This is a genomic window from Candidatus Dependentiae bacterium (genome assembly GCA_020431705.1).
Classification (GTDB): Bacteria; Babelota; Babeliae; order Babelales; family Vermiphilaceae; genus JAGQHQ01.
Genome location: JAGQHQ010000001.1, coordinates 12,937 through 35,286 on the forward strand (window position 1 = coordinate 12,937; position 22,350 = coordinate 35,286).

The 22,350-nt window shown below is 36.6% G+C and carries 18 protein-coding genes; 6 read left to right on the plus strand and 12 right to left on the minus strand.

Annotated features, from left to right (window positions below):
• Nucleotides 1–19: 19 nt before the first annotated feature.
• The 4 genes from KC460_00055 (at nt 20) to KC460_00070 (ending at nt 6,690) form a co-directional block, all read left to right on the plus strand.
• Nucleotides 20–2,086 carry a hypothetical protein gene (locus KC460_00055; GenBank protein ID MCA9769748.1) on the plus strand — a complete coding sequence of 689 codons (2,067 nt, stop codon included), beginning with the start codon at nt 20–22 and terminating at the stop codon, nt 2,084–2,086.
• 310 nt (nt 2,087–2,396) lie between these two features.
• Nucleotides 2,397–2,756, plus strand: coding sequence for a hypothetical protein (locus KC460_00060; GenBank protein MCA9769749.1), 360 nt, complete (start codon nt 2,397–2,399; stop codon nt 2,754–2,756).
• 218 nt (nt 2,757–2,974) lie between these two features.
• Nucleotides 2,975–4,912 carry a hypothetical protein gene (locus tag KC460_00065; GenBank protein ID MCA9769750.1) on the plus strand — a complete coding sequence of 646 codons (1,938 nt, stop codon included), beginning with the start codon at nt 2,975–2,977 and terminating at the stop codon, nt 4,910–4,912.
• Between the two features lie 161 nt (nt 4,913–5,073).
• Nucleotides 5,074–6,690: a hypothetical protein gene (locus KC460_00070; protein MCA9769751.1), complete on the plus strand. Its 1,617-nt coding sequence runs from the start codon at nt 5,074–5,076 to the stop codon at nt 6,688–6,690.
• Nucleotides 6,691–6,702: 12 nt separating this feature from the next.
• Here the strand turns inward: KC460_00070 and KC460_00075 are convergent, their stop codons facing one another.
• Nucleotides 6,703–7,503 carry a hypothetical protein gene (locus KC460_00075; protein MCA9769752.1) on the minus strand — a complete coding sequence of 267 codons (801 nt, stop codon included), beginning with the start codon at nt 7,501–7,503 and terminating at the stop codon, nt 6,703–6,705.
• Nucleotides 7,504–7,656: 153 nt separating this feature from the next.
• Between KC460_00075 and KC460_00080 the strand changes: the two genes are divergently transcribed.
• On the plus strand, nt 7,657–8,127 hold the full coding sequence (locus KC460_00080; protein MCA9769753.1) for a hypothetical protein: 471 nt from the start codon (nt 7,657–7,659) through the stop codon (nt 8,125–8,127).
• A 76-nt stretch (nt 8,128–8,203) separates the two neighbouring features.
• On the opposite strand, the gene acpP is transcribed toward KC460_00080, so the two are convergent.
• From acpP to gyrA, 11 genes are all read right to left on the minus strand, one after another.
• Nucleotides 8,204–8,452, minus strand: a complete 249-nt coding sequence (acpP, locus tag KC460_00085; protein MCA9769754.1) for an acyl carrier protein — start codon at nt 8,450–8,452, stop codon at nt 8,204–8,206.
• On the minus strand, nt 8,452–9,384 hold the full coding sequence (locus KC460_00090; protein ID MCA9769755.1) for an ACP S-malonyltransferase: 933 nt from the start codon (nt 9,382–9,384) through the stop codon (nt 8,452–8,454). The genes acpP and KC460_00090 overlap by 1 nt, the downstream gene beginning before the upstream one ends.
• Nucleotides 9,385–9,411: 27 nt before the next feature.
• Nucleotides 9,412–10,866, minus strand: a complete 1,455-nt coding sequence (gene gltX, locus KC460_00095) for a glutamate--tRNA ligase (protein ID MCA9769756.1) — start codon at nt 10,864–10,866, stop codon at nt 9,412–9,414.
• Nucleotides 10,867–10,868: 2 nt separating this feature from the next.
• Nucleotides 10,869–11,567 (minus strand): hypothetical protein, encoded by a 699-nt coding sequence (locus KC460_00100; GenBank protein ID MCA9769757.1) that lies wholly within the window; start codon nt 11,565–11,567, stop codon nt 10,869–10,871.
• 155 nt (nt 11,568–11,722) lie between these two features.
• The gene (locus KC460_00105) at nt 11,723–12,481 is read right to left on the minus strand and encodes a hypothetical protein (GenBank protein ID MCA9769758.1); all 759 of its coding nucleotides are present in this window, start codon (nt 12,479–12,481) and stop codon (nt 11,723–11,725) included.
• A 121-nt stretch (nt 12,482–12,602) separates the two neighbouring features.
• Nucleotides 12,603–13,673, minus strand: a complete 1,071-nt coding sequence (gene plsX, locus KC460_00110) for a phosphate acyltransferase PlsX (protein ID MCA9769759.1) — start codon at nt 13,671–13,673, stop codon at nt 12,603–12,605.
• Between the two features lie 18 nt (nt 13,674–13,691).
• Nucleotides 13,692–14,009: a 50S ribosomal protein L32 gene (gene rpmF, locus KC460_00115; GenBank protein MCA9769760.1), complete on the minus strand. Its 318-nt coding sequence runs from the start codon at nt 14,007–14,009 to the stop codon at nt 13,692–13,694.
• A 145-nt stretch (nt 14,010–14,154) separates the two neighbouring features.
• Nucleotides 14,155–15,876: a hypothetical protein gene (locus KC460_00120; protein MCA9769761.1), complete on the minus strand. Its 1,722-nt coding sequence runs from the start codon at nt 15,874–15,876 to the stop codon at nt 14,155–14,157.
• A 187-nt stretch (nt 15,877–16,063) separates the two neighbouring features.
• Nucleotides 16,064–17,671, minus strand: a complete 1,608-nt coding sequence (locus tag KC460_00125; protein MCA9769762.1) for a serine/threonine protein phosphatase — start codon at nt 17,669–17,671, stop codon at nt 16,064–16,066.
• Between the two features lie 146 nt (nt 17,672–17,817).
• Nucleotides 17,818–19,002: a DNA-processing protein DprA gene (gene dprA / locus KC460_00130; GenBank protein MCA9769763.1), complete on the minus strand. Its 1,185-nt coding sequence runs from the start codon at nt 19,000–19,002 to the stop codon at nt 17,818–17,820.
• Between the two features lie 27 nt (nt 19,003–19,029).
• Entirely contained in the window at nt 19,030–21,837 is a 2,808-nt protein-coding gene (gyrA, locus tag KC460_00135; protein MCA9769764.1) for a DNA gyrase subunit A, read from the minus strand.
• Nucleotides 21,838–22,126: 289 nt separating this feature from the next.
• Between gyrA and KC460_00140 the strand changes: the two genes are divergently transcribed.
• Nucleotides 22,127–22,336, plus strand: coding sequence for a hypothetical protein (locus tag KC460_00140; GenBank protein ID MCA9769765.1), 210 nt, complete (start codon nt 22,127–22,129; stop codon nt 22,334–22,336).
• The last annotated feature ends 14 nt before the right edge of the window (nt 22,337–22,350 follow it).

Consider the following 22,350-nt stretch of genomic DNA (forward strand, 5'->3'; position numbering starts at 1 on the left):
GTAAACAAGGAGTAACCCAATGCGAACTCAACTAAAAAAATACACGTTCAGTACTTTACTGATAAGCGCAGTATTGACTCAAGCAAGTGGTAAAGTTGCACCATTAATTAGACCGCGTTCACGCAGCGTTGATACGGCATTAGAACTTGCTGGTTGTACCAATCATATACACATGTATGATAAAGAAAGTTTTTATAAAACATGTGCTATAACAGCACAATACAATAGAACATTCCACTCAGAAAACACTATTGCACCGGCACTTTTTGGTGACGATTTAATCAACTGCAATTGCCCAACAATCAATATTTCTGGCAAATGTTATTCTGACAGAACACCAAAAGATTGGTTAGCAGATTATTTTGGACTACCACAAGATTTTAAGTCATACATTACTTTTGACCCACGAGTTGATTCTGCAAGCATTGACTTTAACTTATTCATTGGGCTAAACGAATGGTATGATGGTATGTATATTAAAATCCACGCACCAGTAGAACACATTCGCTATCGCCTTGGTTATTCTGAGCACATTATTAACAAAGGTACATTACCACATGAAGAAGGTTATTTTAGTGATGCTGAAATACCTCGTGCAAACTTACTCGACAGTTTTGAGGACTTTGTGAATACATGCCGTGTACCAGATCTGAATGGAATTATACCCAATAACAATGACTCAGATAACGGAGAAGGTACAGCAACTAATGGTAACGTTGAATTTGAAAAATTAAACTGTGCTCGCATGGTAACCTGCGGTAAACTTACCAAAACACGTCTTTCTGATTTGCACGTTGCTATTGGTTATGACTTCCTACAAGATTATGATCACCATCTTGGCATCGAAGTTCGGTTTGCAGCACCAACGGGTAATCGACCAGAAGGCTCCTATCTATTTGAACCAATTGTTGGTAACGGACATCACTGGGAAATTGGTGGTGGTTTGAATGGTCACGTGATGTTATGGGAGCGTGATGATCAAGAATCACACTTTAGCCTCTGGTTCCAGGCAAATATTACACATTTGATCAAAACTCGCCAACGTCGTTTTTTTGATTTAATCAATGGTTCCAATTCTCGCTATATGCTTGCAGCAAAAATGGGCACACCAGTAACAAATCTATTCGCTTCAACAGATCCTAATGCTGCAAATCCAAATCCATCAATGCCTTCTGCACAATTTGCACGTGTGTTCCGCCCAGTAGCAAATCTTACCTGCTGCGATGTTGATGTGAGTATTGGTGTACAAGGTGATGCATCGGCAATGTTTAACTATACCTACAAAGGTTATTCTTGGGATATTGGGTATAACTTCTGGGGTAGAACGTGCGAAAAAATAAAAGTAAACTGCGATTGCCCTTGTCCTCTTGAGCGAGAAGAGCGCACATGGGTACTCAAAGGTGATGCGCACGTAATCGGATTCACACCTAATAATGCTACTGAAGAAGGAGGGGGAGCCACCAATAATCCAGGAGCAAATAATAGCCCAATAGCACTCTCTGCATCTAATAGCAAGGCAACGTTGCATGCAGGCAGCAACGTACCTATTGGTAGAAATTGCAACAGCGGCCGTAGCAATCTGGCAGACACTCCTAATTTTACCGCACCAGATACTCGTAGGAACCAAAATATTGACAACCCGCAGTTTGCATTCCACAATACCGGAGAGGATGATGATATCCACTTCCGAAGAAATGAGAATATAAGCAATAATAATGGTAATAACCAAACTAATACATCAAATAATCCTATTTTCTTAAGTATCAACGATGTTGATTTTTGTGCTGCAGAAACAAAAGGATGCTCACACAAAATTTTTACTCACTTGAGTTATACATGGACAGATTTAGAACGCTGGGAACCACACCTTGGCTTTGGTGCCAAAGTTGAATTTTCTCGCAGTAAAAAATGTTGCCCAGAAACCAACTGCAAACCAGCACCAACATTCAGCGACAGGAACCCATGCAGTTTTGGATCTGAATGTGGCTCATGTAGTGACGCATGCGAATTGCCATGTTATGAATGTTTGAAATGTAACTTTACCGAATGGGGTATTTGGTTAAAAGGTGGTGTGTCTTTTGACTAACGCGTGATAAGCGTTTACTTTTCCCTGTGCTCATTCAAATATATAACAAACGACATAACATATAATAAGGGGTCTTACGTTCACAAAAAAACCGAACGAAAGCCCCTTGTTCATATAAACAAAACAGCAGCATGCAAATTCTTCATGGTTAAAAATACGCTATACTTTACAATAATCAATATTCATGCAATACTATTAGTTCAATAACTTATTAAGCTTGAAAGTCTCACTAGAAAATTTTTAAGTAAAGACGTAAGATTGTTGGGAATATGATATATAATGTATATTTTTTATTAGGGTTGAATTTTTTATGAAAACGTGTCCACAATTTAGTACAAAGATCTTTTTTTCTATTCTTATCTTAACATCTATTTTTTCTACTTATTTACATGGTTCACTATTTTCTTATATAAATGACAAAATAGGTATAGGCAAAGGTGCAGAGGAAATAACAAAAAACATAGTAAAATATTCATTCACGTGTGCTGGTGGGTTATCACTTCTTGCCTCATTTTACTTTGCTTTAAAAAATAAAACGGACACTGCTGGTAAATGTTTTGCTTTTTCTGCACTAGCTTGCATGCCAATAAGTCTTAGTACATACATGGCCTCTAGAAAAAAAGGGGTGCATCTATCTGAAGAAGAAGAAAGTAAAAAAGGGTGCATCTAAAGCATTTGAAAATAAATAACTTTAGTAAATCAAAAGTACAAAAAGACCTGGTTGTAATCAGGTCTTTTTGTACTTTTGATTTGATCTATTCATATGTATTTTTAGCAATATAAAAACAAGAACGATAATAGTATTGACATTTGATGTATTATTTTGTCAACTATGGATAAGTGTTTTACTCTACATTATTGATACGGAGTAGTAAATAAGGAGTAGTAATGATAATGCAGCAATCTCGAAAATATTTTTGGGCATCTTTTTTTTTCATTTCAATGATGCTAGCGTCGTCATCAGTTATTTATAGCGTAACACCATATTATAGTATCCGAACACAAACATTAGCATTGCCGCGTATTGCTGGTATAACAGAACATATCAATCAAAATGATAAGGACGATTGGTACGGCACCTTTAATACAACATTTGGCTACACTCGCTCATTTAAAAGAAACGATATCGTGCGCTGTTTGTTTGATAAAAGTAATTTAAATGACGATTGCAACTGTCCATTTTTACGTGTATCTGGTAGCCGCATATCAAACAGAGACGAAAAAGATTGGCTTGCTGATTATTTTGGGTTACCAACCGATTTTAAAAGTGAGATATTCTTCAAGCCGCGTATTTCTAACTTCATTGTAGATTTTAATGCACATATTGGCTTTGACCACTGGATCGAAGGTGCCTACTTTGAAGTACATGCACCATTTGTTCACAGTAAATGGGAAATGTGTTTTAACGAAAATATTATTCGCTTTGGCGATGCAGATTATGATCGCGGATATTTTAGTACCATTCCAAACCGTGAAGATGATTTAGTTGATAATGTTACCTGTTTTATGTCACACCATGGCACACCAAGGCTCAATGCGCCAAGCGCCAACCCTTCAGAAACATTAACTGATCTTAGCTTAACTGTTACTTTTAATCCACTATGCTACAGCAGATGGAATAATCGCTGCACTGAAACACGTTTTTCTGACATTTACTTTATTTTAGGTTTTAATGGTATACAATCTGACGATTATTCACTCGGCTTATATGCATTAGTAGGTGCACCCGCTGGAACTCGCCCAAAAGGTGAGTATCTTTTTGAGCCAATTGTTGGTAACGGCCACCACCCAGAGCTTGGTATTGGAATGAGCGCGCAACATCACTTGTGGCACGATGAAGAAAGTGACACCGATATCACCTTACACCTTGACGGACATGCAACTCACCTGTTCAAAACAAAACAAATTCGCTCATTTGATCTTCAATCAAATGGCTGTAACTCCCGCTATATGCTTGCTATGAAACTTGGCACACCAGTTACAAATCTATTTGCCAATACAATGCTCGGTAATCAATCAGGTAGTGAAGCACCAATTGCACAATTTAAAAATGTATTTACCCCTGTTGCTAACTTAACTGCCGCATGTGTTGATGTAACTGCTAGCGTACAAGGGCAACTGACTGCAATGTTTAACATACACAAAAAAAATATTGATTTTGATATAGGGTACCGATTCTGGGGCCGTGCGTGCGAACGTATACGTATTAATAGCAAATGTCCTCATCAACTTGACTCACAACGTGATGTATGGGCACTCAAAGGGGATGCGCATGTATATGGATTCTTGCGTGGTAGTGTTCCTACCATTGTTGGTAGTGCTGCCAATGATCCGGTAGCTCTTTCCGGCACACAAAGTAAGGCAACAATTCATAAAGGAACTAATAACTTCATCGCGCTTAATGGTGATCTTGGTGGCGACGAAAATAATAATATTCGCCCAACAGGAAATCCTTTTGTTGATAATGCACAATTTGCAAGAGCAGTTGCTGACAACTCAACGGTAAATGCCGATATTTTAGATCGCCAAGTTGGCCAGGCAGGAAGACAAACAAAAACATCTAAAGAACCTATTTTCTTCAATACTGAAGATATCAATTTCGATGGATCACGCACGCGAGGTATTTCACACACGTTGTTCTTCGATATGACATACAGTTGGTTTGATCATGGCAATTGGTTCCCGTACATAGGTATAGGCGGTAAAGTTGAGTGGGTAAAAACAAACTGTCAGCCATCATGCGATGGTACTGGATGCACATCATGCCAACAATGCACACCATCTGAATGGGGTGTGTGGTTTAAGGGCGGCGTCTCATTTAATTAATAGTTTCCAAAAACATTCTAAAGGCCAAGAATTTTTTTCTTGGCTTTTTTTTTGCTCATAACGCACATTATTTTATTTAAAACAAATTTTTCAAAACCGTTGTAATGCATCAGTATGATATAGTAGAGTATGTAGCAGATGGATCAAGGGGGAGTAGAAATATGAAACATACCGTCCGATTGCTCTGCGTGGTTGTTTTTTATTTTTCTTTTTTTATCACACATGCTAACACCACAGGACCATTAAGCGGTAAAACATTTTTACAACCACGTTCAGTTGGTACTAATGCAGCACGGGAATTGGTTGGATGGCGTCACTATATTAACAAAAAAACAGATAAATGGTTGTATGGTGCTTTTAACGTAACACCGGCGTACTCACACACATTCCGCCCAGCTCGTATTGCTGAATATTTTTTTGGTTGTGATACCATTACTATTTCTGGTAGCCAAGTTACCAATCGTGATACCAATCATATGCTAGCCGATTACTTTGGATTATCACCAACATTTTTTAGCACAGTAAAAATCAAACCAAAATTAAAAAATACTAGTATCGATCTTGATTTATACCTTGGATGTACATCTTTTTATGTTCGTATACTTGCGCCAATTAACTGGGCACGCTCAAACATTGAATTACATGAAATTGTTTCAAATAATGGAAATTCAACAGCATTTTCTGCATTGTATATGGATACAACAAGTATTACACCACCAGTCACATCGTTTACCGAAGCTATTCGAGGTAATATAACCTTTGGCGATCTAACTGAAGGATTAGATGTATGTAAAATTTCTGAATGTGCACGTAATGAGTTTCATGTTGCCGATGTGCATGTTGCTGCTGGATGGAATTTTATAAGCCGCGAAACTGGACATGCGGGATTAAATCTTCGCTTCGTTGCACCAACAGGCAATCGCCCCACTGGTGAATATATGTTTGAACCAATTGTAGGCAATGGCCACCATTGGGAGTTTGGTTTCGGGTTTACCGGACACGTGATGGTGTGGGAATATGGAGCAGATCGTTCTATTTCTCTATACACAGATTTAAATATCACTCATTTATTTGATGCATGCCAACGCCGTTGTTTTGACATTTCCATTGATTGTTGTACTGATATGTGTAAACAGAATGTAAGTAATGTTGCCAGTAGATATATTTTAGTAAAAGAATTTGATGCGAATAATTACATTGGTAAGTTGGTACCACTTGCAAACAAAACAACCCTCAATTGTAATGTAAAAACTGGTCTGCAGTTTGACTTTGTTTTTATGGTTGGTTATACCGGCCCAATGTTTAATTGGGATTTTGGCTATAATGGCTGGATACGCACTAAAGAAAGTATTTGCATTACCGATAAACTAGAAGAAAGTACCATTGGACTAAAAGGATTACAGAATGTTGATACTGGTGCTGGCAATAGCAATGCTACGCAAAGCAATGCAACCATAAATGGCAACAATACTGGCGATGCAACACCAGGACTATTTGTCAACCAAGCAACATTAGTTGATGCAACTTCACCTATATTTCTAAAAAATACCGACCTTGATCGTAAATCTGCAGCAAATCCACGCGCATTTACTCACAAATTATTCGCGTATATTGATTATCATCATGTAACACACACATGCCCATGGATTAATACATTTTTTATTGGTGCTGGTGGCGAAATAGAATTTGAAAGTGCACACCGACGCAGATTTACAAAACCTAACAAAAACTCACTTTCTCAATGGAGTTTATGGCTAAAAACTGGCGTTGCCTTTTAATACGATATGTATTTATGAACCAGTAATAAACTTCCAAATCAAATTTCCTAAACCAAGAGGGTGTCTTTCCTCTTCTTTTCTTTTTGCTTCAAAATTTTTTTCTATAAAATATTCTGAAAATTCTGCCCACTGTTTTTGTTGAGCCTCTTCTTCTACTTCTTTATTTTCTGATATCATATTATAAAATCTACTATCACTAAAGTACGTTTCCCAATAAGCATGTGCTTCATCTGGCTTTGGCACATACCATTTGCGACTATAATTTTTCTCACCATTTTTTTTCTTTATTTTCATAATAAGCGGCACTATATGCTGCTTGGAAATATCAGTTATTTTTTTTTCACGTAAATTACTGAGTACTTCTTCTACACTACATTCTTTTTTACACTCAATTGTGTAGTATAGATCGTCAACAGGAAATTTTTCTATTGGATAATGCCTAAGCAGTGCCAAATAAACAGCAGTCTGCACTCTTTTATCATGCAGGGCAAAATCAAGTGCAGTACGTCCACGAAAATCTTTTTGCCTCACATATGTTTTTATTTTTCTTACATCACCATTAACTTGCTGGCTATATTGCTTAACGTGATTAATAACACTATTTATATCTGACGATCGCACCGCATTAATAAGTGGTGTAGTATATACAAAATTTTTGTCTTCTTGTTTCCACTGCCTCAATTGTTGTACCGTAACTCCCTCACTATCTTCTTGCATAGCAAAAAAATTAGAAGTAGCACCCATACAAACAACTAACAAAAAAAAATAAATACAACCGAACACATTTCTATGGCAACACAAAAAATAACACATAGTAAACAATCCCTTTTAGTTAAAAACCTTTTTTGGGTATCGAGTATACCACGAAAATCAAAAATGTATTTTTCTGTTGCATTGTATCATCAACCTTTGTAACCTGATCAGTGTTATTAAACATGTATGTGTTTACCATAAAAAGGAGACTCCATGAAAAATATATGCAAAGTAATACTCGTCGCACTTAGTGTTGCATTAACAGTAAGTTCAACATCCTGTGTTCACTGGAATTGGCAATGGGGCAAAGGAACTGATGGCATAAAACATGAAAAGATGATTATCAGAAAACGTGTTGGCCAAGAAGTAGAAATTGAAGTTAAGCGCGGTAAACGTGGTTATTCGTGGCGCATGGTCAGAGAACCAAACCCAACGATACTTAAATTTGATGAGAAAGATACACCGCGTAGCAAACGTGCCCGTAGTGAATACGAGTGGGAATATGATGCTGTAGAGCCAGGTACCACATGGGTTGTGTTAGAGCAAATGGATGAGAATAACAAAGTAATTGCACGTAGAGAATACAAAATTGTTATATCACCTCGCAAAGGCGGCGGTATGAAAGCAACTGAAATTCCTCAAAAAACTAATAAAGCACAGTACGGCATACAAAAAATACGTTAATGTAATACGCATAATAACATAGGAATATTCAAGGCCCCCATAGCATGAAGGCTTTTCTTTATATACTTGCTACATACTATTTAGTACGCCTTTTATGAATATAATCAACAACTTCGTCTACATTATGAAAACGCTCGGCATCCTCTTCACCAATCTTCATGCCAAATACATCTTCTAGTTTTAAAACAATTTCTACCATATCAAGTGAATCAGCACCCAAATCATGAAACTCTGATGCCTCTTGAATATCCTCTTTACTCACATGCAACTGCTCCATGACAATTGCAGCTACTTTTTCCATTGTATCATTTTTATCAAATTCCATTATTCTTCACCTAATATCATTTGTAATTGCTCAAGATCAGACTTCGTATTAATCGCTACTGTTTGTATATCAGGATACCGCTGATTGAACAAGCTCGTCATTTGTTTTCCTGGTCCAACTTCAATAACCAAATCACACTCTGCGAGTAATTCCATGCTTTGTACCAAAAGAACTGGCTGATGAAATTGTGCGATAACTTTTTCTTTAATATCATCACCACTGCTTGTCTTCTGTGCATCAGCATTGGTAATAATCGGAATGGTGGCATCTTTAAAATCAATTTTTTCTAAATACATTTTGATACTAGCTACAACTGGCTGCATTAATGGCGAGTGTAATCCAATAGCAATGCTCTCATTTTTTATTTTTATGCCATTCTCACGCCTCACCACATCACTCAAACGTACAACTGCAGGTGTATGTCCAGCAACTATGTGTTGTGTTGCCGATTCATACACGGCTATATGCACAAACTCTTTCTTTGAGCTCGTATCCTTACATGCTTTTTCTATGATCTTTGAAGAAGAACCAGTAATACGCAGCACAGAAACATCCAAATCACTCAATAGCTCTTGATAAAGAGTGGCATATTTATTGAGTAAATACAACCCATCAGGCAAACTTAAACTACCCGCAGCGTGTAACGCAGCATATTCGCCAGCATTATATCCCAGCACAATATCTGGTTGAACATCACGATCTTTTAATACTGCCCACAATGCAGAACTAACCAAAAAAAGTGATGTATATGCATTGTTTAACCCATTAATTTCAGCATCTGACGATGCAAAACACAATTTCACAAAATTAATATCCAAACAGCTTGACGCTTCTTCAAAATATTCCTGCATAATACGAGAGTTGTCATAGAGCTCCTTGCCCATACCAACAAACTGACTTCCTTGTGGAGGAAATAGCATTCCTATTTTCATACACAACCTCACTCTCAAGTTTTGTAGTTATTTTTTTATTTGTATGCTATATAACTTTTTCAGGCGATCAATTGTCTCTTGTTTACCTAGTGTAGCAACCAAATCAAATACTCCAGGTCCAGAACTTGTACCAAGCAAAGCTATACGTATCGGTTGAGCAAGCATCACCAGTTTAACATTTAATTGTTTTGCCATATTTTTAATCGCTTGTGATACTAGTTCTATTGTAAATGGATCAACTGCCTCAAGTATTGCAATGATACTGACTAAATGAGTTCGTATAGCAGGTGTAATCCACTCTTCTAACGCATCAACATCAAAAGATGATGGTGCACTGTGAACAGAAATAATTGACTGTACAATCTCAGCAACTGTTTTTACACGTTCTTTATAAATATCAATAAGTGCATATCGCTGCTGCTCAGAAAAATACGGTGTCTTTTTTTCTACGGCAGGATCAATATCTGCTATTATGAGATTCAAAAGAGCTTGTGCAGACATCTCACGCATATATACACCATTTAACCAATCAAGTTTTTCTTGATCAAATCGCGCACCACATTTGCCAACATTTTTAAGTTCAAACAGACCAATCATTTCTTGTTTAGAAAATTTTTCTTGGTCACCATGCGCCCAACCAAGCCGTGCCAAGTAGTTAATCAACGCTTGAGGTAAATAACCATTCTGGCGATATTCTAACGTTGATGTTGCTGCGTCTCGCTTACTTAATCTATTGCCGCTAGGACCTAAAATTAATGGTAAATGTGCAAATTGTGGTACAGCATACCCACATGCTTGATACAGCAGTATTTGTTTTGGTGTGTTTGAAATGTGATCTTCACCACGAATAACATGCGATATCTGCATATCATGGTCATCAACAACCACGACAAAATTATACATTGGTTGCCCATCTGAGCGTGTAATAATAAAATCATCTAATTGCTCTACATCAAACGTCACCTCACCCCTGATTAAATCAGTAAAAGCTATTGGTCCTTTTTCAAATGGCAACTTAAAACGCACGACAAAAGGTTTATTTCCTCCTGCCTGTCCATTTATATTGAATGATTTCGAAAAAATTGTATCGAGAGATAAGCAATACCGATCATACTTGTTATCGTACAGAGACTCATTGCCACGTTCTCTGTTCCGCTGAGCAACTTCTTCAGGTGTACAATAGCATTTATATGCTTTACCCTCTTGTATAAGTATTTCAATAATTTTTTTGTGATGAGAAATACGCTCAGATTGCACAATGGGTATTTCATCAAACACGATACCGGCCCATTTGAGCGACTCTATAATTGAATCAGTGTATACTGCCTTTGAACGTTCTCGATCTGTATCCTCGATGCGAAGCAATAATTTACCGTTGTTATGTCGTGCAAAAAGCTCGTTAAATAATGCAGTGCGCAAACCACCAATGTGTAAATCACCCGTTGGTGATGGTGCAAAACGCACTCTAATGTTGTTATTCATAATTAAGCAATTTGTTGTAGTTTTTGTTCTGCTAGCAATGCCCACATTGAACTTGCTTTTGGATCATCAGTTTTAAATTTTATGATTAACTCTTGCCACACCTTTTGTGCTTGATCAACATTATTATTTATCCAATGATCATAACCAAGATAATAATAGGCTTGATCAGCATTTTTATTGTTTTGATCGTAAGCCAGTACTTGTAATTCCTGACGAGCCTCACGCTGCATAGCTATGTTTGTACTGTCTAGTTTAAGTAGTGCGCGTTTGGTTTTATACAGATTAGCCACTGGATTAGCCGAAGAAAATATGTCAATCATCTGACTCACCAACTCAAGTGCTTCTTGCTTTTTATTGTCCATTATAAGAGCATCTGCTTGCAACCCCAAAAAGAATGGCCCTATGTTGGTACTACTATGGCGCTCATAACCAAGCTTACACACCATTACAACCTCAGACCACGCCTCATCAGATCCTTCAAATGCTCGTTGATATTCTTGCAAACATTCTGCAAAAGCTTTTTGTGCAGCCCGCTCACCATTCATTTTCCAAGAACGATATAAATAAAAACTCCCAATCATAGCACTAGCTAAAAACAGTAGAATAACTGCTTCTTTTACATATTTAGTTGATTTTGCTTGCTGCACTTTTGGCACAAAAATATACTTATAAATCTGTTGTATTGCTTCTTTTACCGTCATAATCCGCTCCTGCTAAAAATGTAATGCACGTCACAAGCACATAAAAAGTCTATTTTATAAATGACCAAGATATTTGCATTAACGCACATAGAGGTTTTATCCTAAGCACTATTTAGTCTACTATAGCATAAAGCGTATTAATGGCCAACTAGCAGCTATTTTGCGCTATCATTCTCTTCCATTTCAGCTACGTGGCAAACCGTTCCTTGATCGGCCAAGAATTGCCTTATTTTTTTAGGAAGAGATTTTTTAGAGCTCAACTGATGGGTAACCATTTGCTCTGGATTTCTACCTTCATTGTAGACATTAACTATTTTTTTTTGCTCTGCAAGTTGTTGTTTAAAATTGTCAAAAAAAAGCGTTGATTTAATAATTTTTTTCCAATCACAGTTTTTGCATTCGATCCATACTGTATCAATAGGTTTACCAGCGCTATCGAACTTTTGAGCAATAATATCAAATTCACGGGAAATAGATTTTTTTTCCTGGCCAGAATACACCAACGCCGAACTCTCTGCACTTATGATAAAGTTGAATCCTTGAACATCATAACCATTATCATAGAGATTGAGCGCTCGCTCGAACTCATACTCAATACCCTTAATGCTACTCTCATTATCAAAAAATATTGCCTTAACATACATCCAAAATGCACGAGAAAACCCAGGAACACTGTATAAATGAGTGATAGCACGTCCAATTAGCTGGGCTTTATTCTGCGGTATACAATCAATTTGATCTTCTTTACATTCTTTTAAAGTAGTATCAATATTTCCAATCGTTACTCGTCGTTTACTGAAAAAATGTTTGTATCTTTTTTGTAAAAACAAGCAACGAGAAAGCAGCATTGTAACCGATCTTCGATAAAAACGACCACAAGGAAAATAACGCGCAGGTGCGTATATAGCGCTCATTAAAAGTATACACAGTAAAAAATAATGTGGCCTCAACACAGCAAACCATTTCACCTTATTTCAATATTTTTTTATATAGCTAGGTACATATTAAGCACACATATAGTAGTAGCACAAAGTATTATTGTAAACGCAACACCGATTTTACGGTACGTTTGAGCAAAGAAGAATCTTCATAGTGCAAGCTATGGTTTTTTAATGCAATTGCTAGTTGCGCATTAAATTGCGTTACAAACTTTTGCTTAACAAGCTCATGCGCGCGCAACAATGCATTCTCTATCGCCAGTGCATTTGAACACCCATGTGCAACCAGCAATGGGGCATTAACTCCCAAAAGGAGTGACGCTCCCGTATGTTGATAATCAGCTTTACGCTTAATTTTTTTGAAAATATGTCTATTTAGTGCAAACAATATTTTTCGCCACCATGAAAGTTTTTTTATTTCTTCTTGCATCCAACTTTTTGCAGCCTTCATAGTGCCTTGAATTGCTTTAAGCATAACATTACCCGCAAATCCATCACACACCAAAACGTCTGCTGCAGTATCAAATAAATCGCGTGCCTCGACATTGCCAATAAAATTCAGTGACGATTGCTCAAGCAATTGGTACGCTGTTCTAACAACCTGCGAACCTTTGTAAGCTTCAGAACCATTTGAAAGTAAAGAAATACGAGGATTTTGTATATTTTTTGTTAATGAAACATATACATGCCCCATCAACGCAAATTGGTATAAATACTGCGGCTTACAATCAGTATTGGCACCCAAATCAAGACAAAAAAGAGATCCATTTTTTGTTGGCAAAAACTCCCCCAACGCCGGACGATAAACTCCTGAAACTCGTTGCAAAATGAGCGTACCACCAATAAGCGCTGCGCCAGAATTACCAGCAGTTACTACTGCATAAACTTCCCCATTGCGCACTGCGTGCAAAGCTCGAACAAGCGAAGCATCTTTTTGCTTGATAATACTTGTAGTTGGCACATCATCCATTCTAATTTGTCCAGCACAATGAACAACTTTTATAGGAAGCTTCTTCCGCCACGCGGGATAGAAGGTATTTAAAATCGGAATAATTTGTGCTTCATCACCAAACAAAGAAACATACACACCTTTTTTGGAGGCATTAATAGCACCAATAACTGTTTCACGTGGCGCATAATCACCGCCCATGGCATCTAGTGCTATCATGAAATGTCCCCTTAAAAACTATTGCTCTTCTTCTTTAGACTGCTCCGCCACTGAAGCCGACGCTTTGTGCTCTTCCGCTGCTGCCTGCATTGCCTGCTGCGTTGCTTGCCGACGAGCTTGCTGCGCCTGACGACTCTCAGAGCGTTTAAGCGCACGTTCTGATTTAGTTGCAAGAATTTTTGTACCTTTATAGTATCCACACGCTTTACAAATCACATGTGGCGCAATAAATTCCTGACAATTATGACACTGAGTAAATGCTTGTTGCTTTATGCCCTTATTGGCATGGCGCTTATCCCTGCGCGATCGGGAAGTCTTACGCTTTGGTACTGGCATGACAACATCCTTGATGATTTTTAAAATAAACCAATTATATGCTCTATTTGTACGATTATCACACGTTTTTATAATTATTATGTCTTAGTGTACAATAAGTACAAAAAAAGGCAAAAAATTACCACATTTTTATCTAAAGAACATCTTAACAATAAGAGCAGGCCTTTTTACTTTTAAGGTTCTCTTGTAATATTTTGATTGCTTGCAACGTTCTATCCTGTATATTTTCTCCATCCCTAATGGTAAAAACATAACTACCACCCGATTCTATTATCATAAAACGGCTATTATATGCTTTAATTTTATATTCGTTGTTACTCATCTTAATAACCATATACTCCTGTATTTCATTATTTTCATTTTTATAATTTATAAAAACACAGGGTTTTCTTTTTTTTAATTTTATTTCATTTTTAATGTTTTTAAAAAGCTCATATTTAAATAGTTCAAATGCTTTTAATTGATTCGCTTTAACATCTTTTCCGTCAAAATAAACACCTCCGTTAAAATGAACACCTCCGTTAAAATAAAAAGCACCTGGCGCCCTTTGAATATCTACATCTTCTTCAATATAAAATTTGTTGTTTCCAGGAGCTGGGAACGTTCTGAAATATATTTCTTCTCGCAATATTTTTTCTCGCAATTTGGCAAAATCATTGTCCTTTTCACCCTCCTTTGTTAGACATTTTTTCATATTATAATCAGCAAGAAGCTGTAAACTATACTTATAGCAATCATCTTCACTAAAATTTTGAAAACCCCTAATTGCCATATTTATAATAATATCTTCTACTTTATGCCAGCTATTATAAATAGCAACATTGTATTTAGAATCATAATATTTAGGAACTCCAATGTAATCAGGATCATAATATTTAGGAACTCCCAGTTCTATTGGTTTCTTTCCAAATCTTGGTTGAAGTGGGATCCACTTAGTATCTTGATCATAGATTATTTGTATATTATCAGGAAAAACTAGCACCGAAGAATATGAAAGAATTTTATATTTTTTTCTAATATTTTTAAATTCTCTTGTATATCTCCTTTTTTGTTTTTTATTAACCCTTCCTATAAAAGGAACTAACATGTCAAACATGTATTTATTTTTTTTTCTTCTAGTAAAAATAGAAGAAATATTATACTTTTGTTGAATAATTGAGCCGATCTCAGCCTCATTATTAGCGTTTTCTACATTATAATTAATTTTTTTAGAACTTTCATTAACACGGTCTTTTTGCGTAACAAGCTGCAAGGTAGTTGTGGTAGTTATTGAACGTTTTTCACCGTCTGTCTGATTTGTAGCATTAAACAGATTTTCTTTTTTGCTTTTCAAAAGCCTTTCGGATTTGACAGATATCAATGACACTAAAAAACCAAATTTAATTCCTGTATATAATGCTGCACCGTCATAAATCATAGATCGTGTATCGTTTTCTACATTATAATTAATTTTCTTAGAACTTTCATTAACACAGTCTTTTTGTGCAAAAAGCTGCAAGGTAGTTGTGGTAGTTATTGAACGTTTTTCACCGTCTGTCTGATTTGTAGTATTAAACAGATTTTCTTTTTTGCTTTTCAAAAGCCTTCCGGATTTGACAGACCCCCATACCATTAAACTAAGACCAATTCCTATACATGCTGCACCGCCATAAATCATAAGTCGTGTTTTGTTATCGAGCTCAAAAAACTGGTCTTTGAAAATTTTAGCGCTATGCTTTATACCCTCTACAGTCCATGTTACAGGAATAGTCTGCATATGTTCGAAGCTTTTCCTAACCACACTGGCACCGGCTAGTATACTGCCTAATCCACCAGCAACTTTTAGTCCCTCATCAAAATAACTTGGTGGCTCCACTTTACGATTCATACCAAAAAAACTACAAGGAAAAAAAATTACTAACAGTAGAAATGGTAATTTTTTTATTTGTAATAGCATATTTTTTATAAAAAATTCTATAAATGTGAATATTAAATCTGAATTTATATATGGATTATAGTTTATAAAAAATAATATATCTTTCAACTTATATATAAATTACTTTTGATGCATATACCTATTTTTGATTATCCTTCAAACGAATAACCTCTAAAACCCAATCATCAAAATCTTGAGCAACAGTTAATATGCCATATGCATCGCCAAATTCTTTAATTCTTTTATATGCAGATCCATATCCACTCTTTGGTGTCACCGCAAAGGTACATACAATACCATCCCATAATCCGCCTTTTTTGGTACCTTTTGGTATCCATAATTTACCTACTCCTGCATCCTCCCGTGCACCTTTTTTATCGTCATTAAAAATACGAGCCATCATTGGATTTGAACCTGGATCGCCATGTTGGTGAGCACGAAAAACACCACGAACTTTGTAATTATTAGAACTATGTTGCTCTCTCACTGCATCAGTAAATGGTTTACCACACGCAAGCCCTGTCCCTCGCCCACTACTTGCAACAACTACCTCATCACTCTCAACAATAAAATCACCCCACAAATGCCACAACTGTACCGGTTTTTCCGGTAAAAAATCTTGCAGCTCTTCTGGATTTAAATCATAAATACTAATTTTATAATGAGGGTCAAAATTATACTTTTCAGCCAGAGCGCTCACTGCATTTTTCACTGTACTTTCAAGCTTGTTATTATTACTTTTGCGTTCAAGTTTACCTAATGTTTGATATGCTATTGATCGATTAAAATTAAATAACCATTGTGGGTTATATCCAAGCTCCATCCCACCGTGACAGCACTGCAAAAAATTTGTCACACCGTCACTATCTGTGCATCCGATATATAAAACTACCGGAAGTAATTCTTGCATTTGATTAATTTTTTTAACAAGAGAATCACTCTGCCCTACATCAAATTTATTGTGCAATTCATCATTAAAACCATAGAGCCGATACAGGTCTTTATCCTCGTGATTACCACGCACCAAAAATACTTGGTTTGGATTTTCTACCTTTAGTCTTGTAATAGTATACATAACTTCAGAGCCATGCCATCCACGATCAACATAATCACCCAAAAAAATCATATAAAAATTGTCTTTGGCAATTTTGAATGGATCATCTGCATCCATATACTTTTTATCTTTGAGATGCTCAATGAACTCAATTACAGAATGAACATCACCATGCAAATCACCATGAAACGCGATAATAGAACCTGCCGGAACAATCAATTTTTGCGCAACTGGTTCAAACGGTTGCTCAGGTAAAGATGGAGTCGCGCTAAACCACGAAATAATTATTTGCCACCATCCACTTTTTGATTTTTGCTCTTCATGTAGCACAAGTCTTTTTTTGCCTACCCAAAGATCATCATGTTCTGTTTGTTTTTTTTCTAGGATAATGAAATCATCGAGTATTTCTTCAAATTGCTTTTTTGTCAGTGCTGTTTGATTTGTTTGATTTTTTATATGATCAGTTAACGGTAAATTATTACACTTTCGTTGCCAATCAACAAAACTAATATAATCCTTTTTTATTCTAACGACAGGAGAAACCGATTCTTTTCGCCACTTCTGTTTTGCATAATATAGCTGCTGTGTAATAAAACTTGTAAGTCCTCCATATTTATTACCATACACTATAAACCAAAATCCACTTACACCGATGATTACGATTACAAAAAACATTTTGATTACTTTTTTCATGATTTATTCCCCCCTAGAAAACAGTATCCAAAAGAAGTCACAGCTATTGTATATGGTAACAAATGTACTGGTTACCACTAAAGTTTTTTATTTGTTTATAGAAAAGTGTTATATATTATCTTTTTTATTGTAGCCATATATTTTAACTAAAGAGTCTGCCACAAACCAATTATATTTTGTGCAATTTTGCCTTCAATCTGCAAAGCAAATAAAAGACCATTCAACTCCTTCAAAGAAATATTTGTTCTTTCTAGCAAATCATCTACTGAAAGTGCTTCATTTTTACATGCTACTAGAATTTTTTCTTGAAAAGTGGTTATATTTATTTGCTCTGCACATACTATGTTCACTTGTTCAACAATAGTTTCAGCAAAGTTCTTTTTTGCTTGAGTAGCAGGAGACAATAATACGCGCTCTAAAGGCATATACTTTGCATTTGATCTATAATTTTCTTCAAATTCCTGCAAAATATCGCCAGCACAACTAACAAGCTTTGCACCCTGTTGAATAAGTTGATGACATCCAACACTTAATAAATCATCAACCTGACCTGGTACAGCAAAAACTTCTCTACCCTGCTCCAACGCACATTGTGCAGTAATTTTTGAGCCGCTTTTTTCTGTTGCTTGAATAATAATACAACCAGAACTCAATCCAGAAATAATTCGATTACGAGCAGGAAAATTTGCAGGAAATGCATCAAATGATAATGGAAATGGACTAGCAACGGTACCTCCACTGGCAACAATATCTTGAAATAATCTATTATTTGATCGTGGATACGGCTTTAATAGACCAGAGCCAATAATAGCGACAGTATACCCTTTATTATCCAAAGCAGCCTGATGTGCCATTGTATCAGCACCCAACGCACCACCACTCACAATTGCATAGCCATGTAAAATAAGATCTCTAACTAAGCTATCAATAACTCGCTTACCATAATGGTTTGCTGTACGCGCACCAACAATTGCAATTGTTTTTTTGTAATAATCTAGATTTTTACCCTGCCAATAAATCACAATTGGCGGTCGATGAATTTCTTTAAGTAATTCTGGATATGCTGCATCGTAACACGTAGTCCAGTTAATATTATATTTTCTGATAAGTCTAACTTCTTCCTCAAGTATTTTTGTATCACGTAAACCGTTAACTATCTTTTGAGCTTGCTTCAACGACAAACCAAATTGATTAACAAAATCAATCAACTTAACTTTGTATAAATCAATCAACTCAAATTTTTTTGGTATTTTTTTAAGCACAGCATTAACAACCGCCGGACCAATACCTTCTATTAATGAGAGATGAAGAATAATATAACAGTTATCCATGTTTTACTTTAAGATAAATGCTCTGCATTAAAACTGCATCAATGGATCATCAGAATCATCATCAATTCCTTGCGGCATCATATGCAAAATATCATCTTCATCGCTAATAATCATTGCTTTTTCTAATGCCGACATTTCAACCTCTTCAGGTTCTTGCTGCGGCGATATGATTGGATTTATTTGATCATAAGAAAGTTGCTCTTGAGCCATTTCGTCAATATCTTCTTGCACAGGTAGGATATCATCAGAAAGACCTTCTCCTTCAACCAGCAATCCTTCAGTTGGTTGAGCAGGCGTAATCACACCTGGCATTGTCATTGGTGCAGATGCATCTTCTTCTTCCAAACGAATAACACCACTTCCCTCACTTGTACTTCCCGGTGCTGGTACTTCTTCAACTTCTTCAAATGCTACAACAGAAGAAAGTAGTTGGTCTTTATCAAGCTTAATCAGTCGCACACCTTTTGCCTGACGCCCCATAGTACGAATTTCTTTTGAAGGAAGACGAATAATCTTACCAGATTGATCAATCAATAATAAGTTCGATTTATCAGTAACAATTGCCAAACCAATAACTTGCCCGTTGCGCGTATCAACCGGAATTGTACGTACGCCAACACCGCCACGATGTGCAATGCGAAAATCATCTGCTTGTACACGTTTACCATAGCCACGCTGCGTTGCAAACAGAATATCCCCAGAATCAGCACCAATGATCTCCATACCAACAACAACATCATTGTCTTTCAATCTAATACCAATAACACCAGCTGCCTGACGTCCCATTGAACGTACTTCTCCTTCTTTGAAGCGGATACCTTGTCCATGAGCTGTTGCAATAATAATTGTATCATCGCCTGAACTAAGTGAACAAAATACTAGCTCATCTTCATCTTTAAGCGTTACTGCACGAATACCCGTTGAGCGAATTTTTGTAAATTTATCACCTTCAGTTCGCTTGATAATACCGCTTTTGGTAAGCAATACAACATAGTTATCTTCTAACTCTCTTGTACAGAGTAATTTCACTACTTTTTCTCCGTGTGCAAGCGGAAGCAAGTTTACAATTGCACGACCTTTTGCAATACGAGATGCTTCTGGCACTTCAAATACATTTAAGCTATACACACGCCCCAAGTTGGTAAAGAACAATAATTCATCATGATTCTTTGCAACAAATAAATCTTGAATCAAGTCATCTTCAAGCGCCGCCATACCCATTTTGCCCTTACCGCCACGATGCTGCACGCCATACGTGGAAAGCAGTACGCGCTTTACGTATCCTTTTCGCGTCAACGTAACTACCACTTCTTCATCTGGAATTAGATCAGCTTCAGTCAATACATCCACCGATCCTTCAATACGAGAACGGCGATCATCACCATATGCCTCACGCACTTCTTGTAACTCTTTGATAATTTCTCGACGCAAAACACTCTCGTCTTCTAAAATCAGTGTAAGGTACGCAATCGTCTTTTTGACTTCGTCCATTTCCTGACGAATCTTTTCTCGCTCAAGACCAGTAAGTTTTTGCAAGCGCATCTCCAAAAGCGCTTTACCCTGAATAGCCGTTAGCTTAAAACGTTGATGTAGTTTTTCCACTGCTTCTTGCGGTCCACTTGACTGCTTAATCGTTTCAACAACTGCATCAATGTTATCTAGCCCAATAATGAAACCAACCAACACGTGCTCACGTGCTTGTGCTCTTTCTAAATCAAATACTGTGCGATTATAAACAACTTGTTTTCTGTGGAATAAAAATTGTTCAAGAAGTTGGCGTAGTGTAAAAATAAGTGGGCGATTATCAAGCAAACATAACATCAAAATAGAAATAGATGATTGCATTGCTGTGTGTTTGTATAACTGGTTGAGTACAACTTGTGGAATTTCACCACGTTTTAAGTCGATCACCAAACGCATACCACGCCTATCTGACTCATCTCTAATATTGCTAATACCTTCAATAACTTTATCACGCACTAAATCTGCGATTTTCATAATTAAGTCAGCTTTATTCACCATATATGGCAACTCACTGACAATAATACGCGTACCTTTTTTTTCCTCATGCACATCAACAACGGCGCGCACAATAACCTTACCACGCCCAGTCTTGTATGCCCTTACAACACCAGCTCTGCCACAGATAACACCACCAGTTGGAAAATCTGGTGCTGGTATCAATTTAAATAACTCCTCTTCAGCTATCTGCGGATTCTGCAATAATGCCAAACATGCATCAACCACTTCACGCAAATTGTGTGGCGGAATAGATGTTGCCATACCCACAGCAATACCCGTTGTGCCATTTACCAACAAATTTGGTAGCTTGCTTGGTAATACAACTGGTTCAGTTGTTGAATCATCAAAGTTGGGTACAAACAATACCGTATTTTTTTCTAGATCGGCTAAAATTTCTTGCGCAATTTTTGCCATACGAACTTCGGTATAACGCATTGCCGCTGCATTATCACCATCAATAGATCCCCAGTTACCCTGGCCATCTAAAAGTGGATATCGCTTTGAAAAATCTTGAGCAAGACCAACCATTGCATTATATAGCGCTTGGTCACCATGTGGATGATATTTACCAAGTACATCACCAACAACACGAACTGATTTGTGGTATGGCTTGTTATAATGGAAACCCAGCTGATGCATAGTATATAAAATTCTTCGATGCACGGGCTTTAGACCGTCACGAATATCTGGTAATGCGCGACTGACAACCACCGACATGGCGTAATCAAGAAACGAATCCTTTAATTCTTTTTCAATTAAAACAGGTTGAATATTTTTATGTGTGTTGCTTCTTTGATTATCTGCCGACGCCATAGACTTAACCCTCTTTGATAACAACGACCAGTATTTTTATACAAGACAAGAAAATCGTATTAATAGTATACCGAGAATTGCAAGATTACACAAATTCAGCACTAACAATATCCTTTTATTTTAGGTTTTATTTGCGCGAAAATAAACATATAAAATATATTATCAAAAAAACACAAAAATTTGGCCTGTAGTATATATGATAATATAATTATATTGTTTTTACCTTGATAAAAATCAAAGAGTAATTGCTATTAGCAAACAATTACCATGCGGGACTTTAGGGATGCTTATGAAAAAATTACTTATTATCTTATTTTGTACCATAACACTACCTGTATCGCTTGTATCAGCGCAGATTAATCAACTATTTAAAGATGTCATAAATCTTGGACAAAAGGTTTCTGATCATCGTGATATTAGTATCGATACATGCATCGAATATGTAAGTTCACCAGTAAACAGCATGTACACAACAATTAATAGTATCACAACGACATAGCATATTGTTGTATT

What these genes read in the sequence shown, in the direction of transcription:
- KC460_00055 (MCA9769748.1), top strand. Translation starts at nt 20, where the DNA reads ATGCGAACTCAACTAAAAAAATACACGTTCAGTACTTTACTGATAAGC.
- KC460_00060 (MCA9769749.1), top strand. Translation starts at nt 2,397, where the DNA reads ATGAAAACGTGTCCACAATTTAGTACAAAGATCTTTTTTTCTATTCTT.
- KC460_00065 (MCA9769750.1), top strand. Translation starts at nt 2,975, where the DNA reads ATGATAATGCAGCAATCTCGAAAATATTTTTGGGCATCTTTTTTTTTC.
- KC460_00070 (MCA9769751.1), top strand. Translation starts at nt 5,074, where the DNA reads ATGAAACATACCGTCCGATTGCTCTGCGTGGTTGTTTTTTATTTTTCT.
- KC460_00075 (MCA9769752.1), bottom strand. Translation starts at nt 7,503, where the DNA reads ATGTGTTATTTTTTGTGTTGCCATAGAAATGTGTTCGGTTGTATTTAT.
- KC460_00080 (MCA9769753.1), top strand. Translation starts at nt 7,657, where the DNA reads ATGAAAAATATATGCAAAGTAATACTCGTCGCACTTAGTGTTGCATTA.
- acpP (MCA9769754.1), bottom strand. Translation starts at nt 8,452, where the DNA reads ATGGAATTTGATAAAAATGATACAATGGAAAAAGTAGCTGCAATTGTC.
- KC460_00090 (MCA9769755.1), bottom strand. Translation starts at nt 9,384, where the DNA reads ATGAAAATAGGAATGCTATTTCCTCCACAAGGAAGTCAGTTTGTTGGT.
- gltX (MCA9769756.1), bottom strand. Translation starts at nt 10,866, where the DNA reads ATGAATAACAACATTAGAGTGCGTTTTGCACCATCACCAACGGGTGAT.
- KC460_00100 (MCA9769757.1), bottom strand. Translation starts at nt 11,567, where the DNA reads ATGACGGTAAAAGAAGCAATACAACAGATTTATAAGTATATTTTTGTG.
- KC460_00105 (MCA9769758.1), bottom strand. Translation starts at nt 12,481, where the DNA reads ATGAGCGCTATATACGCACCTGCGCGTTATTTTCCTTGTGGTCGTTTT.
- plsX (MCA9769759.1), bottom strand. Translation starts at nt 13,673, where the DNA reads ATGATAGCACTAGATGCCATGGGCGGTGATTATGCGCCACGTGAAACA.
- rpmF (MCA9769760.1), bottom strand. Translation starts at nt 14,009, where the DNA reads ATGCCAGTACCAAAGCGTAAGACTTCCCGATCGCGCAGGGATAAGCGC.
- KC460_00120 (MCA9769761.1), bottom strand. Translation starts at nt 15,876, where the DNA reads ATGAATCGTAAAGTGGAGCCACCAAGTTATTTTGATGAGGGACTAAAA.
- KC460_00125 (MCA9769762.1), bottom strand. Translation starts at nt 17,671, where the DNA reads ATGAAAAAAGTAATCAAAATGTTTTTTGTAATCGTAATCATCGGTGTA.
- dprA (MCA9769763.1), bottom strand. Translation starts at nt 19,002, where the DNA reads ATGGATAACTGTTATATTATTCTTCATCTCTCATTAATAGAAGGTATT.
- gyrA (MCA9769764.1), bottom strand. Translation starts at nt 21,837, where the DNA reads ATGGCGTCGGCAGATAATCAAAGAAGCAACACACATAAAAATATTCAA.
- KC460_00140 (MCA9769765.1), top strand. Translation starts at nt 22,127, where the DNA reads ATGAAAAAATTACTTATTATCTTATTTTGTACCATAACACTACCTGTA.